This window comes from Bradyrhizobium sp., from assembly GCF_019244115.1.
Classification (GTDB): Bacteria; Pseudomonadota; Alphaproteobacteria; order Rhizobiales; family Xanthobacteraceae; genus Bradyrhizobium.
This window is the reverse complement of record NZ_JAFATE010000320.1, coordinates 1-13,029: the sequence shown is the minus strand read 5'-3', so window position 1 is coordinate 13,029 and position 13,029 is coordinate 1. Positions and strand designations below refer to the sequence as shown.

14 protein-coding genes and 1 other RNA gene are annotated in these 13,029 nt (G+C 64.8%); 12 read left to right on the top strand and 3 right to left on the bottom strand.

What is annotated here, in order from left to right:
* Positions 1-346: ester cyclase (locus tag JOZ76_RS14320; RefSeq protein ID WP_291699279.1), on the top strand; the 346-nt coding region annotated here is incomplete at its 5' end.
* A gap of 959 nt (positions 347-1,305) precedes the next feature.
* Here JOZ76_RS14320 and JOZ76_RS14315 read toward each other — a convergent pair.
* The gene (locus tag JOZ76_RS14315; RefSeq protein WP_291699278.1) at positions 1,306-1,791 is read right to left on the bottom strand and encodes a hypothetical protein; all 486 of its coding nucleotides are present in this window, start codon (positions 1,789-1,791) and stop codon (positions 1,306-1,308) included.
* Positions 1,792-1,897: 106 nt separating this feature from the next.
* Between JOZ76_RS14315 and JOZ76_RS14310 the strand changes: the two genes are divergently transcribed.
* The 8 genes from JOZ76_RS14310 (at position 1,898) to JOZ76_RS14275 (ending at position 7,472) form a co-directional block, all read left to right on the top strand.
* Complete coding sequence (locus JOZ76_RS14310; RefSeq protein ID WP_291699277.1) at positions 1,898-2,533, top strand: TetR/AcrR family transcriptional regulator; 636 nt, start codon at positions 1,898-1,900, stop codon at positions 2,531-2,533.
* A 43-nt stretch (positions 2,534-2,576) separates the two neighbouring features.
* Positions 2,577-3,056, top strand: coding sequence for a DUF3291 domain-containing protein (locus JOZ76_RS14305; RefSeq protein ID WP_291699276.1), 480 nt, complete (start codon positions 2,577-2,579; stop codon positions 3,054-3,056).
* A gap of 209 nt (positions 3,057-3,265) precedes the next feature.
* Positions 3,266-3,481, top strand: a complete 216-nt coding sequence (locus JOZ76_RS14300; RefSeq protein WP_291699275.1) for a dodecin family protein — start codon at positions 3,266-3,268, stop codon at positions 3,479-3,481.
* A 109-nt stretch (positions 3,482-3,590) separates the two neighbouring features.
* Entirely contained in the window at positions 3,591-4,379 is a 789-nt protein-coding gene (locus JOZ76_RS14295; RefSeq protein WP_291699274.1) for a 2-keto-4-pentenoate hydratase, read from the top strand.
* Positions 4,380-4,815: 436 nt separating this feature from the next.
* Positions 4,816-5,709, top strand: a complete 894-nt coding sequence (locus JOZ76_RS14290; RefSeq protein WP_291699273.1) for an urea carboxylase-associated family protein — start codon at positions 4,816-4,818, stop codon at positions 5,707-5,709.
* A 32-nt stretch (positions 5,710-5,741) separates the two neighbouring features.
* Positions 5,742-5,903, top strand: a non-coding RNA gene (gene ssrS / locus JOZ76_RS14285) — 6S RNA.
* A gap of 167 nt (positions 5,904-6,070) precedes the next feature.
* Positions 6,071-6,649: a 5-formyltetrahydrofolate cyclo-ligase gene (locus JOZ76_RS14280; protein WP_291699272.1), complete on the top strand. Its 579-nt coding sequence runs from the start codon at positions 6,071-6,073 to the stop codon at positions 6,647-6,649.
* A 1-nt stretch (position 6,650) separates the two neighbouring features.
* Positions 6,651-7,472 (top strand): TIGR00282 family metallophosphoesterase, encoded by an 822-nt coding sequence (locus JOZ76_RS14275; protein ID WP_291699271.1) that lies wholly within the window; start codon positions 6,651-6,653, stop codon positions 7,470-7,472.
* A 120-nt stretch (positions 7,473-7,592) separates the two neighbouring features.
* Here the strand turns inward: JOZ76_RS14275 and JOZ76_RS14270 are convergent, their stop codons facing one another.
* Positions 7,593-9,017: a methyl-accepting chemotaxis protein gene (locus JOZ76_RS14270; RefSeq protein WP_291699270.1), complete on the bottom strand. Its 1,425-nt coding sequence runs from the start codon at positions 9,015-9,017 to the stop codon at positions 7,593-7,595.
* Between the two features lie 77 nt (positions 9,018-9,094).
* Positions 9,095-10,858, bottom strand: a complete 1,764-nt coding sequence (locus JOZ76_RS14265) for a methyl-accepting chemotaxis protein (RefSeq protein WP_291699269.1) — start codon at positions 10,856-10,858, stop codon at positions 9,095-9,097.
* A 194-nt stretch (positions 10,859-11,052) separates the two neighbouring features.
* Here JOZ76_RS14265 and JOZ76_RS14260 point away from each other — a divergent pair, with 194 nt between their 5' ends.
* From JOZ76_RS14260 to ruvA, 3 genes are all read left to right on the top strand, one after another.
* A complete protein-coding gene (locus tag JOZ76_RS14260) occupies positions 11,053-11,799 on the top strand; it encodes a YebC/PmpR family DNA-binding transcriptional regulator (RefSeq protein ID WP_291699268.1) in 747 nt (248 codons plus the stop codon).
* 66 nt (positions 11,800-11,865) lie between these two features.
* Positions 11,866-12,393 (top strand): crossover junction endodeoxyribonuclease RuvC, encoded by a 528-nt coding sequence (ruvC, locus tag JOZ76_RS14255; protein WP_291699267.1) that lies wholly within the window; start codon positions 11,866-11,868, stop codon positions 12,391-12,393.
* Between the two features lie 130 nt (positions 12,394-12,523).
* Positions 12,524-13,029: Holliday junction branch migration protein RuvA (ruvA, locus tag JOZ76_RS14250; protein WP_291699266.1), on the top strand; the 506-nt coding region annotated here is incomplete at its 3' end.

Sequence of the window (13,029 nt, the reverse complement as noted above, 5' to 3'; positions counted from 1 at the left end):
GGATTTTTTCCAACGCATCGCGCGTTCGATGTCCGCCGGAGACATTGACCACGTCGCCGATTGGTTCACAGAAGACTTCAAACTACACGATCCTTCAATTGGTGGCTTTCGCTTCGGTCATCAGGGCGCGCAAGATATGTTGCGGGCACTGGCTGAACAGGTGCCGAACGCGCGAATTGAGCTGCTCGATATGGTGGAGCAAGATGACAAAGTCGCGGTGCGGTGGCTGTTCGCTGGAATGAAGGACAGCGAGTCCGTGAACTTGTCGATTGTAGCGATCTACCGCTTCGAAGGAGATCGAATCGCCGAGGATTGGGGAATTGCCGCCCGGGCGAAATGGCCGTGACTAGTTAGACCAAAGCACCGCGCCTGGGCTCCGAGTGACATCGCGCAGAGGCTTGCTGGCCTTGCACCGCTGTCTGCGCTTGGCCCGGTGCAGTCGTTCGGCCTGTTCGGACCGAGCGTCGGCTTATGAATGAAGACCAGCCGACATGGAGCGCAGCCCCACGAGACCAAATCTGGTCCAGAAGAGATCTGCAAGTCTGCCCTGGCAGTGCGGCTTCCGGCCACATCGAGCCGGTCATGGCCGGCGCAAGCGGCGTGTCGGGGAGTTGCTGAGAGAATGCTGTGTGCGGGGAATGACAAATCCGAAGTCTGCTTCCAGCCCGACGGGCGAATCAGTTGATCGGTTTCCGCCGACTCGCTCGCCCGGATGGGCTTTCGCAGCGTAAAGTTGCATTCCCGAAGAGCAGAAATTCGTGAACTGATTCAATGGCCGCAGCGCTGCTCGACCTCTCCCGCAAAATTTCGCTTTACGAAAATCAGAATCTATGCTTATGTCCCGCCGTCCCGCACTCGCTGGAGGGGCGGATCGCGATCGTCACGGACGTTGAGCGCGGGATGCGATGGACGTGTCGGGTCGCAGCGCGGTTTCCGCGCCGACGAACGATCCCGGCACGGACGTGAAGGCGTGTGGTCCTGGCCTCCCGACGCTGAGGCCAAGTCGTGCGGTGACGAGCCGCAGGGCGACGGGAGCAAGAAAGCCCGGTTCCCGGGGAGAGCGCGCTATAAGCGTTAAAACCATCGCGCAGGGAAGGCCGGGATGCTTCGGCCAAACCTGTGGTGTCTGCCGCCAGCTTTTTTGTTTGCTGGCGGGCCACGGGCGCGGCCAGCGCCCGGCCTTCCCTGCGCCCTCCTTCTTTCGAGGGCGGTCCGCTGCATCACCCGGGCGCGATTCGCGCCGCGGGAATGCGGCCGCATACCTTTCCGCTGTTTGACATTCGAATGGAGCCTATGAGTAGTTTTTCATGTGCTTGCTGTTCGCGGCCATGGCCTGAGCAGCAGCAGGAAAGTGACGTAATGCGTCACCAGCAGCGCCGGCACCCAGAACGCCGGGATCCAGTAGGCCGGTCCCATCAGCGGTGCCGCGTCATAGATCGTGGCGAGCGCGATGGCATTGATCAGGTCGAGCGAGCCCACGATGTTGAACAGCCAGACCAGCGGTTTTGCGCTTTTCGCCCGGCTCGCCACCGCCGGGATGGCAATCAGCGCCAGGACGGCGGCGAGGAGATCGCCGAACGCGGCGGGCGCGGTGAACTCGCGCGGGAGGCCCGCATAGACCGCGCCGGGCGCCAGAAACATCAACCCGAGATGTCGCAAGGCATGCAGCAGCAGGATCGGCAGCAGAATGGTCCGCGGCTCGCAGTCATCGAGCCGGGGCAGCAGATAGAGCCGGACTGCGATGTAGAACACGAGCGTGCTGAACAGCAGATTGACGGTCAGGATGTTCACCCGAGTGGCCTCCTTCGATGGCGGTTGCGGCGCTTGATGCACTCAACCTTCGCAGACGATAAAAGATGTTCAAGATCATCTTGTGCGACGAGGTGAGGAAGGAGACATGCCATACGCGAAAGAGCACAAGGCGCGGACCCGAACGCAAATTGTCGCCGCTGCCGCAAAACTGTTCAACCGCAGGGGTTTTGACGCCGTCACCATCGGCGAGGTCATGGTACAGGCCGGCCTCACGCATGGCGGCTTCTATCGGCACTTTGCCAGCAAGGACGAACTCTACGCGGAGGCGGTGCGGCACTTCCTGCGTCAGGAGGCGTATCCGCGCTGGCAGAAAAGGCGCCGCGGAGGCGGAGCCGGCTCGCCGCTCGCAAGGCTGGTGCTGGACGCCTATCTCTCGCGCGGTCACCTCGCGGACGTCGCCGGCTCGTGTCCGCTGATCGCGTTGTCGTCCGATGCTGCCCGGGCGAGCCGCGCGGTCAAGGCGGCCTATCGCGAGGTCGCTGAGGCCATGATCGACGTCTTCGAGACGGAACTAAAAGGGCGCGCGGCGCGCGACCATGCGATGGTTCTGGTCGCGCTCTGCGTTGGAGGCATGGTGCTGGCGCGCGCCCTTGATGACGATGAGCTGAGCAACGACTTTCTCGACGTCTCGCGCCGGCATGCGCTGAAGGCCGCCGGCTGGCGTCGGCAGCCGCGCAGAGCCGGACGCTCTGCGGTTGAACCGCGGCAGGCGGTACGCTAACCACGACAAATCGAGGCTTCCGATCTGCCATTTTGGAATTTCCATGACCCAACCTCCAAAACACCATCTCGCCCAGCTCAACGTCGCCCGCGCGCAAGACGACCTCGATAGTCCAAGACTGGCGGACTTCATGGCGGCGCTGGACAGCGTGAATGCGCTGGCAGAGCGGTCGCCCGGCTTCGTCTGGCATCTCCAGGACCCCGTCGGAAATGCCACGGGCATCAGGGCCAGTGACGATGCGCGCTTCATCGTCAATATGAGCGTGTGGGAGAGCCCGGCTCATCTGGAGCAGTTCGTGTGGACCACCATCCACAAGCGCGTCTACGACAAGAAGTCGAAATGGTTCGAGGCGATGCAGACGCCGCATCTGGTCATGTGGTGGGTGCCGGCCGGCCATCATCCCAGTGTCGACGAGGCCATGGACAGGCTGGCCCATCTCACCGCAAACGGCGACAGCGATCTTGCTTTCGGCTGGTCGCACCTGCCGAACGTCAAACTCTGGATGAGCAAGCGCTGCGCGTGACTGGCGTGCGGCAAAGCGCCAAAGATCCGTAGCCCGGATGAGCGAAGCGACATCCGGGAAATCGCATGGTGACGAGGCCCCGCATGTCGCTTTCGCTCATGCGGGCTACTTTTCGGGACGATCCCATGTCCTTTCGGCGCTGGTAGCATGATGCTAGGCTCGCTCGCGGCAGGAGCGCACCTGCTTCCTGCTTCAGACAGGAGGACGACATGGCTGACAGCGTCTACAAGATCATCGAACTGGTCGGGACCAGCAGCGAATCCTGGGAAAGGGCGGCCGCCAACGCGGTCGAGCAGGCCTCGAAAACGCTGCGGGATCTGCGCGTCGCGGAGATCGTCCAGCTCGACATGCAGCTCGATGCCAAGGGAAAGGTCGAAGCCTATCGTGCCAAGGTCAACATCTCATTCAAGTTCGAGGGCACCTGAGTCTGAGAGCCTGCGCTGATCGATGAGCATCGGCAGCGGACCCTGCGGTCCGCTGCCCGCCTTTCGGAAAATTGACAAGTGCCGCGGCACGCAAAGGGGGAGGGACATGATGGAGGAGACCGCAGCGCGGCGTGCCGCCGAAAAACTGTTCGCAGCGCACACGACGAACGTGCGGTTCGAAGCATTCGGTCCGCAGGATGGCCCGGCCGCGATTCCCGACGCCTACGACATCCAGGACAGGTTCGTGGCGCTGCTCCGCCCCGAGCACGGCGAGGCGGCCGGCTATAAGGTCGGGCTGACGTCCCAGGCGATGCAGGCCTTTTGCGGGATCAGCCATCCGATCGCGGGCGTCGTTCTGGCGCGGCGCATCCATCGCTCCGGCGCCACGGTGCGTCTTGCGGAATTCGGCCGGCTGGGGCTCGAATTCGAGATCGCGGTCCGCATCAAATCGGACGTCGCCGCGAACGGGACGCCGCATAGCGCGCAGACCATCGCGCGCCATATCGAAGCTGTTTGTGCGGCCATCGAACTGGTCGATGATCGGAGCGCCGACTACTCGAACCTCGACGTGCGCGCGCTGGTGGCCGACAACTCCTGGAACGCCGGCATCGTCGTTTCGGATTTTGCGACCGTGTGGCCCGACCTCGCAGTCGCGCGCGGCAGGGCGAGCCGGGACGGCGCGCCGGTTGGCGAAGGTTTTGGGCGGGACATTCTCGGCCATCCCTTCAACTCGGTCGCATGGCTCGCGCACCAGCTCGGCTCGCGCGGCGAACGGCTGAAGGCCGGCCAGGTCGTGATGACGGGAAGCGTCATGAAGACGATCTTTCCGTCGGAAGCGGCGTCCTATCGCTTCGAGCTCGAAGGGGTCGGCGCCGTCGAGGTCCGGGTGGACGTATGACGCCCGTCAGCGGCCGCGTGGCGCGGGGCCTTGCGCCCGATCGATCAGGTTGGCCGCACCATCGCGCGGCGACGAGCCGCGGCTCGCCAGGTTGCCGCTGCCGTCGCGCGGGGCACGGCCTTGAGCCATCAGGTTGGCGGCCCCATCCCGCGGTGCTGATCCGCGCCCGGACAGATTCCCGCTGCCGTCGCGGCCTTGCGACTGCGCATGAAGCTGACTGCAACAGGCAAAGGCCAATGTCGCAACGATCAACGGATGCAATCGCGCGGACAAAGTCAAACGATGCTCCTCCCGCTGGCCTATCAAGCGGCATCTTGCCGGAAAACCGGTCGAGCCGCTACACCGGTGCGATCGTGCTGCTTTGCAACGGCTGGTCCCATGTCTGTGTTCCGTCCTCGACATGCAAGTGGTCGCAGCGGTGACCGCAGGTCGAAACATGTCGTCAAAGCTTCCGCCCGAACCCGCTGACGCAGCCCTCCGCCGAGCGGCCAAGCCGACGGTTGTCTATCCAGCCGGCGCGATGGAGCGGCCCGACATGGCCGTGCTGCAAGCGGCGCGGCAGACCATGGCCAAGGCCCACGAAATCGTGGTGCCCCCGCGCGACGCCTGCACGTTTCGTGTGTCGCGCGGACAGTTTTTCCGGATCGTCAGCATCGAGGGTCCCCAGGTCGGCGATCTCAATCTCTGGAACGCGGACGATCTCTCCGAGCGCTTTTTCTCGGGCAAGACGCGCGCGCTGCACGGGACCCATGTCAGTACAGGGGACCGGCTCTGGAGCACCATGCCGCATCTCAGGCCCATGGCTACCATCAGCCATGACACGCTCGGCTGGTACGGCTTTGATGCTGACGGTGCCGGCATCCACGACGTCGTCGGCACGCGCTGCGATCCCTACACCAATCTCCTGTTGAACGGCGAAGCCTACGATTTCTGCTGCCATTCCAACCTGTCCCGCGCGCTGGCCGGCGAATTGAAGATCGAACCGCGCGCGGCCGAGCATCACGTTCACGACGTGCTCAATGTCTTCATGTGCACCGGCTTCACTGGGAATACGCACCAGTATTTCATGAAGGCCAGCCCGGTCCGCCCCGGTGACTTCATCGAGTTTTTCGCCGAGATCGATCTGCTCGGCGCCCTGTCAGCCTGTCCCGGCGGCGACTGCAGTGCGAGCCATTCGAGCGATGCCGCGGCCTGCTACCCGCTCCGAATCGAGATTTTTGAGCCAGATCGCGCCACCCTTGCGAGCTGGCGCTGGCCGTCGCCAAGCGCCTACCACCGCCGCCATGGCGCGCCGGCGCGCAGTTCGGTGGATGGACGGGAAGGCGGCTAGCGAATGGCCCGCATCCTTGCTACATTGGCACAGCGAGGCTGCGTCGCGCGTCAGAAGCTAATATATCCCCGGGGCCTTATCGATCCTTTAGGGAACTGTCCCTGGCCGGGTCCGTGGATCCGGACATATGGTGCCCACCTACTTTCGTAGGGAACTCCGGGATCGCAGTCTTCAACGGCGACTGCGGCTTCGCACTGTTTCGTTTTGGTTGCTTTGTTGCTGTCCTTTGCTTTTTGTTGCTGTGCATTGCCATCCCCATCAGCTGGGCGTCGGCGCGTCCGATGGCTGGCGCAGGGTCCACTCCGCCGGCCCGTCCGGTTGCTCATGAGCCCTCGCGGGGGTTGAAAGCAAGCGACGTCGCATGCCTGCAGCGCATCTCAAGGCCAATCTCCGCAGCGCGGCGCTCGCCAAGCGTGACGCGCTGAGCGATGCGGCGCGCGTGGCCGCGGCCGCGGCGATCGCCGCGCATGGGCTGCCGTTCGAGGTCGGGCCCGGCACCGTCGTCTCGGGCTATGCACCCGTGCGCAACGAAATCGACCCGGCGCCGCTGATGAAGAGGTTGGCAAGCGAGGGCGCACGGCTGGCATTGCCGACGGTCACCGCGCGAGGCCAGTCGCTGATCTTCCGCGCCTGGACACCGGGCGAGCGCTTGATGCTCGGCCCACTGGGTATTCTCGAACCATCGCCAGCCGCGGCCGAGGTCGTGCCCGACATCATGCTGGTGCCGCTTGCGGCGTTCGACCGGACCGGTCACCGCATCGGCTATGGCGGGGGCTATTACGATCACACCTTCGCGCACCTGCACAAGATCAAAGCCGTGATCGGCGTCGGGCTCGGTTTTGCGGTGCAGGAAATCCGCAGCGTGCCCGCGCTGCCGCACGACGTAGCGCTCGATTATGTGCTAACGGAAAAGAAGGTGTTCGATTTCCGGAGCAGGTGAGTTGCGAATTCTTTTCGTCGGGGACGTGGTGGGCAGGGCGGGGCGCAGCATCGTGGCAGAGCATCTCCCTCGCATGGTTCGCGATTGGTCGCTCGATCTCGTCGTCGTCAATGGCGAGAATTCGGCTGGCGGCTTCGGCATCACCGAAGCGATCTATCAGGAGCTGATCGACGCCGGCGCCGACGCGATCACGCTCGGCAACCACGCCTGGGACCAGCGCGAGGCGCTGGTGTTCATCGAGCGCGCGCCACGCCTGGTGCGCCCGGCGAACTTTCCGAAGGGCACGCCCGGCCGGGGCGCGGCGCTGGTCGAGACCAAGACCGGCAAGCGGGCGCTGGTGCTGAACGCCATGGGTCGCGTCTTCATGACGCCGTTCGACGATCCGTTCGCGGCGCTCAATGGCGAGCTCGAGGCCTGTCCGCTGCGCGAGGCGGCCGACGCCATCGTTGTCGATTTCCATTGCGAGGCGACCAGCGAGAAGCAGGCGATCGGTTATTTCTGCGACGGCCGCGCTTCGCTGGTGGTCGGCACCCATACCCATGTGCCGACCGCCGATCACCAGATCCTCTCCGGTGGCACCGCCTACATGACCGACGCCGGCATGACCGGCGACTACGATTCGATCATCGGCATGCAGAAGGAGGAGCCGATGCGGCGCTTTACCTCGGGCATCCCGTCGGGCCGCTTCGAGCCGGCGGTTGGGACGGCGACGCTTTCGGGCGTTGCGGTCGAGACCAATGACGCAACCGGACTCGCCGTGAAGATCGCGCCGGTGCGGATCGGTGGCCGCCTTGCGCCGGCGCTGCCGGAGTTTTGGGGCTGACCCATGCACCGTCGTTCCGGGGCGCGAGTGAAACGAGCGAACCCGGAATCCAGAAGTTAGGCGCGAGATTCCGGGTTCGCGCTAACGCGCGCCCCGGAATGACCGAGGAAAAAAGGCGGCTCAGGACTCGCGAAAACCCATCCGGAAGGCACCCCAATGGCGGCCGCGCACGACGATCGGGGAGGAGAGATCCTTCATCAGCACGAAGTTGCCGCCGCCCATGTCGCGCCGATAGGTCTGCACCAGGAACGGCTTTGTGTTGGCCGCGACCTTCTTCACCGCGCGGTCGTTGAACAGCCGCCGGTTGCGGCAATTGGCATTGTTCCAGACGGGGTCCTTGCCCTGCGGTAGTCGGTAGTTCGGATTGTGGGTCGGCAGATAGCCGCCTTTGGCCCAGGCGACGCAGAACACGATGCGCGGATCGGCTTTCTGCAACGGGTCCTGGATCTCGGGCAGCACGCGATCGGTGAACTCCACATAGTCGGTCATGTACTGCTTCGGATCGGTGCCGCGGATCTCGCGATAGTTCTCGTCGAACAGCTGCTCGAGCCGGATCTCGCTGCGGCTGACCGCGTCCTCGAAGCGCGCCGAGATCCGCTTTGCGGTCTCGACCACGACGCGGATCAGCGGCGCATCGGAGGTCTCGACCCCGGAATCGGCGATCAGCGCGATCAGTCCCTCGGAGACGTCGAGCAGTTTTGCGACGCGGCCGTCGGCCTGCTTGAGGTCGGTCGACGACAGGTCGACGCCCTTGGCGAGCGTATGCAGTTCGCCGATCACGCTGTCGCAATGGGCGAGGTTGGAGGTTGCCGCGCGTGCGACGCCGTCGATTTCCCGGCCGACGCGGGTCACCCCTTCCTGCACGCGGACGATGATGTTCTGGATCTGCGAGGCGCCTTCACCGGCATTCTTGGCGCGCAGCGAGGCCTCGCTGCTCTCGCCGATCAGGTTGCCGACCTGGCCGTCGAGGCCGCGCACGGTATCGCCGATCTGATGCGTGGCCTGGCGGGTCGCTTCCGCAAGGCTCTTCACCTCGCTCGCAACCACCGCGAAACCGCGTCCCATCGCGCCCGCGCGCGCCGCCTCGATCGTGGCGTTGAGGGCGAGCAGGTTGGTCTGCTTGGCGATCGCCTCGATGGTCCCCGAGACCTTGGCAACGTCCGCCAACGCGCCGCCGACCGCGGACAGCCGCGCCTCGATGCGGCCGACCGCCTCGATCAGCTCGGCGATGTGTTTGACGGCGTTCTCGACCACGGCGCGCGACTGCGTGATGTCGCTGACCGCAGCCGAGGTCGCCGACTGCACGGCCTGCGAAGCATTGGCGATGTCGTGGTTGGCCGAGACCATGGTCTCGGCAGTCTTCTGCAGATGTCCGAAACGCTCCGACTGGTCGGCAAAGCGGCTCGTGACCTCCTGCACATTGCCGGCGACGTCGGCGAGTTCGACGCCGAGGCCGCCAATTCGATTGGCAAGCTGATCAACCAGCCGCTCGCTCTCGGAGCGGCCGACGGCTTGTTCCATTGCTGCGGGCTTAGCGGCCAACATCGCTTGCATCTTTCTTGGATCGGTGAACTCGATGACTGTTTCGTTACGTTCAGTCTCGGTAATTCCACGTGTACGGTTCAAAGCTTGTAAGCGGTGCGAAAGCCGCCCCAGTGCCGGCCGCGGACGCGGATCGGGACGTCGATCTCGCGCATCATCACGGTTCGGCCGCCGCCCATGTCGCGGGCATAGCTCTGGATCAGATAGGGGCGCTGGTTGCGGCCCGCTGCCAGCCCCGCGGCATCGTTGAAGATGCGGCGGTTGCGGCTATTGGCGGTGTTGAAGGCCGTGTCACCGGGACGCTGCGGATGCGAATAGATCTTGTTGTGCACCGGCAGGTAGCCGTTGCGGTCGATCATGACGCAGAACGCCATCCGGGGATCCTTCGCCAGAAAGGCTTCTTGGAACGGCGGCAACGCGCGCTCCGCCCAATCGAGAATCCTGGTGCGGTGCTGCAGCGGATTGGTGCCGGGAATCTCGACATAATCGCTGTCGAACATGTCGTCGATCGAGATCGCGCCCGAGGCGACGGCATCTTCGAAGATCCTGGTCAGCGCGACGCCGGCCTCCATCGCCCGTGTGACGAACTCGGTGTTCTCCTCACGCAGCGCCCACAATTTGTCGTCGATCTTTTCGCGCAGCTCGCGGCCTGCAGCCTCGAACCGCGCCGGTACGCCGGACTTCGTCGTCGCCCCGATCCGCAGGCGGCATTCCCCGATGTCCTGCAGGCTCGCATTGACGACATCGTGCGGCCGGAGGCGCGCCGCAACGGCTCCCGTGATCAGGACACCATGCTCGGAGATCTCATAGACCGGTGCGCTCAGCTTCAGGCCCGACACCTCGATGTCGATCCTGAGATGGCAGGGAAGTGGCGCGTTCTTGCGTTCTGCCGCGCTATCGTCGCGCCGCAGCAGCACCGCGCAGCGCGACTTGAGTTTTTGCGCGAACTGCGTCACGGCCTGGCCGGCGGCCGCGACGGCCTCGCCGTGCGCCGCCGCTTCTCCGGTAGCGCTGTCGATCTCGGCAGCGCTGTCGCCGACCGAGATGATGAACTGCGAAGCGGAGGCGGCATTGCCGCTCATCTCTCCTGTGGTCCGGGTCTGCTCGGCGACGGCGCCGTCGACATTGGCGAAGACCGGCCGGATCGCATCGATCGCATCCGAGATGCGGTGCACCGCGTCCGCCGAACCGGTCGCGTCGTGCTGCAACGCTTCGATCTTCCTGCTGATCTCCTCGGTCGCCTTCTGGGTCTGCACGGCCAGCGCCTTGACCTCGGTGGCGACCACCGCGAAACCGCGGCCGGCTTCGCCGGCGCGCGCCGCCTCGATCGTGGAATTGAGCGCGAGCAGCGTGGTCTGCCGCGCAATCTGCGCGATCAGGCTCACGACCTGGCCGATCGCGGCGGAAGATTCGCGCAAGCGGTCCACGGTCTGGATCGCCTCGCGGGCCGCCGCGCCGGCTTCGTCCGCAAGCCTGCCGGCATCGCCGACCTGCTGTGCGATGCCTCGCGCCGAATGGGTGAACTTCTCGGCAGCCTGACCAAAGCTGGTCGCCGTATCCTGGGCGGAGCTGGTGCGCGCCGTGAGTGCGTCAGTCCGCATGCGGATGGAGGTCAAGGTCGCGGCGGTCGCCTCGGCGCCGCTGGCAACCGACGCGGCGGCCCGCTCGAGCTGCCTGATCATGCCGCCGAGCTCGAGTTCCACGAGCTCCAGGATGTCGCGGGCCGCATCATGCTCCGCCCCGGAGGGCTCGGTCATGGCGGCGCGCTCCTGAGGTTTTGGCACGGAGACTGGCACGGGCGAACGCCGCTCCGGCTCGCGCCTCCTGAATAATCCGAACGCCATGGCCCTTCTCGGCACCCCTCGATTGAAGGGCCCGATCCTTGCACCCACGCATGAAACCATAGTTAACGATTGCCTCATCGTGTGTCCGGTGGCACTACCGCGTTACCGAAAAAGACCCAAATCTTTGATTTTGGCGACCGCTGCGCCTATAACGCCGCGCTTTCCCGCCCACCCCGAATTCAAGAGACGTTCGCATGGCCGGCCATTCGCAGTTCAAGAACATCATGCACCGCAAGGGCCGGCAGGATGCACAGAAGTCGAAACTGTTCGGCAAGCTGGCCCGCGAAATCACGGTGGCGGCCAAGCTCGGAACCCCGGATCCGGCGATGAATCCGCGCCTGCGGGCAGCCGTGATCGCGGCGCGCCAGGAAAACATGCCGAAGGACAACATCGAACGCGCCATCAAGAAGGCGATCGGCGGCGAGGGCGAGAACTACGATGAAATCCGCTACGAGGGCTATGGCCCTGGCGGCGTCGCCGTCATCGTCGAGGCGCTCACCGACAATCGCAATCGCGCCGCCTCCGACATCCGCTCCTATTTCACCAAATCGGGCGGCAATCTCGGCGAGACCGGCTCGGTCGCCTTCATGTTCGACCGCACCGGCATCATTGAATATGACAGGAGCGCCGGCTCCGACGATGCGATGCTCGACGCTGCGATCGAGGCCGGCGCCGACGACGTGATCTCCGGCGAGAGCGGCCACGAAGTCTATGCCGCGCAGGAGAATTTTCGCGAGGTCGCCAAGGCGCTAGAGGCGAAATTCGGCGAGCCGCGCAAGGCGGCGCTGATCTGGAAGCCGCAGAACACCGTCTCCGTCGACGACGAGACCGGCGAGAAGCTCTTGAAGCTGATGGACCTCTTGAACGAGCACGACGACGTCCAGAACGTCTATGCCAATTTCGAGGTGTCCGACGCGCTGGTGGCGAAGATGGCGGGCTGATTCTTTCCCCGTCTATGTCGGGTCGTTCCTGTTTCGTTGCGGATTGGCAGGCGCTATCACTAGCCCATGTCTGCGCAGCCGATTCGTAACCCCGTCCGCATCCTCGGCATCGACCCGGGTCTCCGTCGCACCGGCTGGGGCGTGGTCGAAGCCGATGGCAACCGGTTGAGTTTTGTCGGCTGCGGCTCGGTGGAACCCGGCGACGATCTGCCGCTGTCGCGCCGGCTGCTCGCCATTCATGAGGGGCTCGCAGCCGTGCTCGGCGATTTCAGGCCCGCGGAGGCCGCAGTCGAACAGACCTTCGTCAACAAGGACGGCGTCGCCACCTTGAAGCTCGGCCAGGCGCGCGGCGTTGCCATGCTGGCGCCAGCGAGGTTCGGCATCTCGGTTGCCGAATATGCACCGAACCAGGTCAAGAAGACGGTGGTCGGCGCCGGCCATGCCGACAAGAACCAGGTGCTGATGATGCTAAGAATCCTCCTGCCGAAGGCCGAGCCGAAATCCGCCGACGCGGCCGACGCGCTCGCGATTGCCATCACGCATGCGCATCACCGCCAGGGCGCCGCGCTGCGGATGCGGGTGGCCGGAATATGAAGGGCAAGCTCTATCCGCTCCCTCCCTCCTTGCGGGAGAAGAGGTGCCAACAACGCGCACCGTGCTTCCGGGTACCCCCACCCCGCAAGGGGGAGGGGAGCTTATCCAGCGTTATCCTGGACAAGCCGACATGATCGGCAAGCTGAAGGGGCTGATCGATTCATACGGCGAGGATTTTGTGATCCTCGACATCGGTGGCGTCGGCTATCAGGTGCATTGCTCCGCGCGCACGCTGCAGACCTTGCCGTCGCCCGGCGAGGCGGCCGTGCTGTCGATCGAGACCTATGTTCGTGAGGATCAAATAAAACTGTTCGGCTTCAAGAGCGACGTCGAGCGCGAGTGGTTTCGGCTGTTGCAGACCGTGCAAGGCGTCGGCGCCAAGGTGGCGCTGGCCGTGCTCGGCACGCTGCCGCCGGCCGAACTTGCCAATGCCATCGCGCTGCGCGACAAGGCTGCCGTCGCGCGGACGCCCGGCGTTGGCCCGAAGGTTGCCGAGCGCATCGTCACCGAACTGAAGGACAAGGCGCCGGCCTTCGCCAATGTCGATCCGGCCGTGGTAAGCCTGACCGGCGCGATCGACGAGGCGCGCGCGCCACGCCCGGTCACAGATGCGATCTCGGCCCTGGTCAATCTCGG

Excerpts from the sequence above, each read along its gene's own strand:
- JOZ76_RS14310 (WP_291699277.1), top strand. The coding sequence starts at position 1,898 with ATGCCATACGCGAAAGAGCACAAGGCGCGGACCCGAACGCAAATTGTC.
- ruvC (WP_291699267.1), top strand. The coding sequence starts at position 11,866 with ATGTCTGCGCAGCCGATTCGTAACCCCGTCCGCATCCTCGGCATCGAC.
- JOZ76_RS14290 (WP_291699273.1), top strand. The coding sequence starts at position 4,816 with ATGTCGTCAAAGCTTCCGCCCGAACCCGCTGACGCAGCCCTCCGCCGA.
- JOZ76_RS14280 (WP_291699272.1), top strand. The coding sequence starts at position 6,071 with ATGCCTGCAGCGCATCTCAAGGCCAATCTCCGCAGCGCGGCGCTCGCC.
- JOZ76_RS14270 (WP_291699270.1), bottom strand. The coding sequence starts at position 9,017 with ATGTTGGCCGCTAAGCCCGCAGCAATGGAACAAGCCGTCGGCCGCTCC.
- JOZ76_RS14265 (WP_291699269.1), bottom strand. The coding sequence starts at position 10,858 with ATGGCGTTCGGATTATTCAGGAGGCGCGAGCCGGAGCGGCGTTCGCCC.
- JOZ76_RS14300 (WP_291699275.1), top strand. The coding sequence starts at position 3,266 with ATGGCTGACAGCGTCTACAAGATCATCGAACTGGTCGGGACCAGCAGC.
- JOZ76_RS14260 (WP_291699268.1), top strand. The coding sequence starts at position 11,053 with ATGGCCGGCCATTCGCAGTTCAAGAACATCATGCACCGCAAGGGCCGG.
- JOZ76_RS14305 (WP_291699276.1), top strand. The coding sequence starts at position 2,577 with ATGACCCAACCTCCAAAACACCATCTCGCCCAGCTCAACGTCGCCCGC.
- JOZ76_RS14295 (WP_291699274.1), top strand. The coding sequence starts at position 3,591 with ATGGAGGAGACCGCAGCGCGGCGTGCCGCCGAAAAACTGTTCGCAGCG.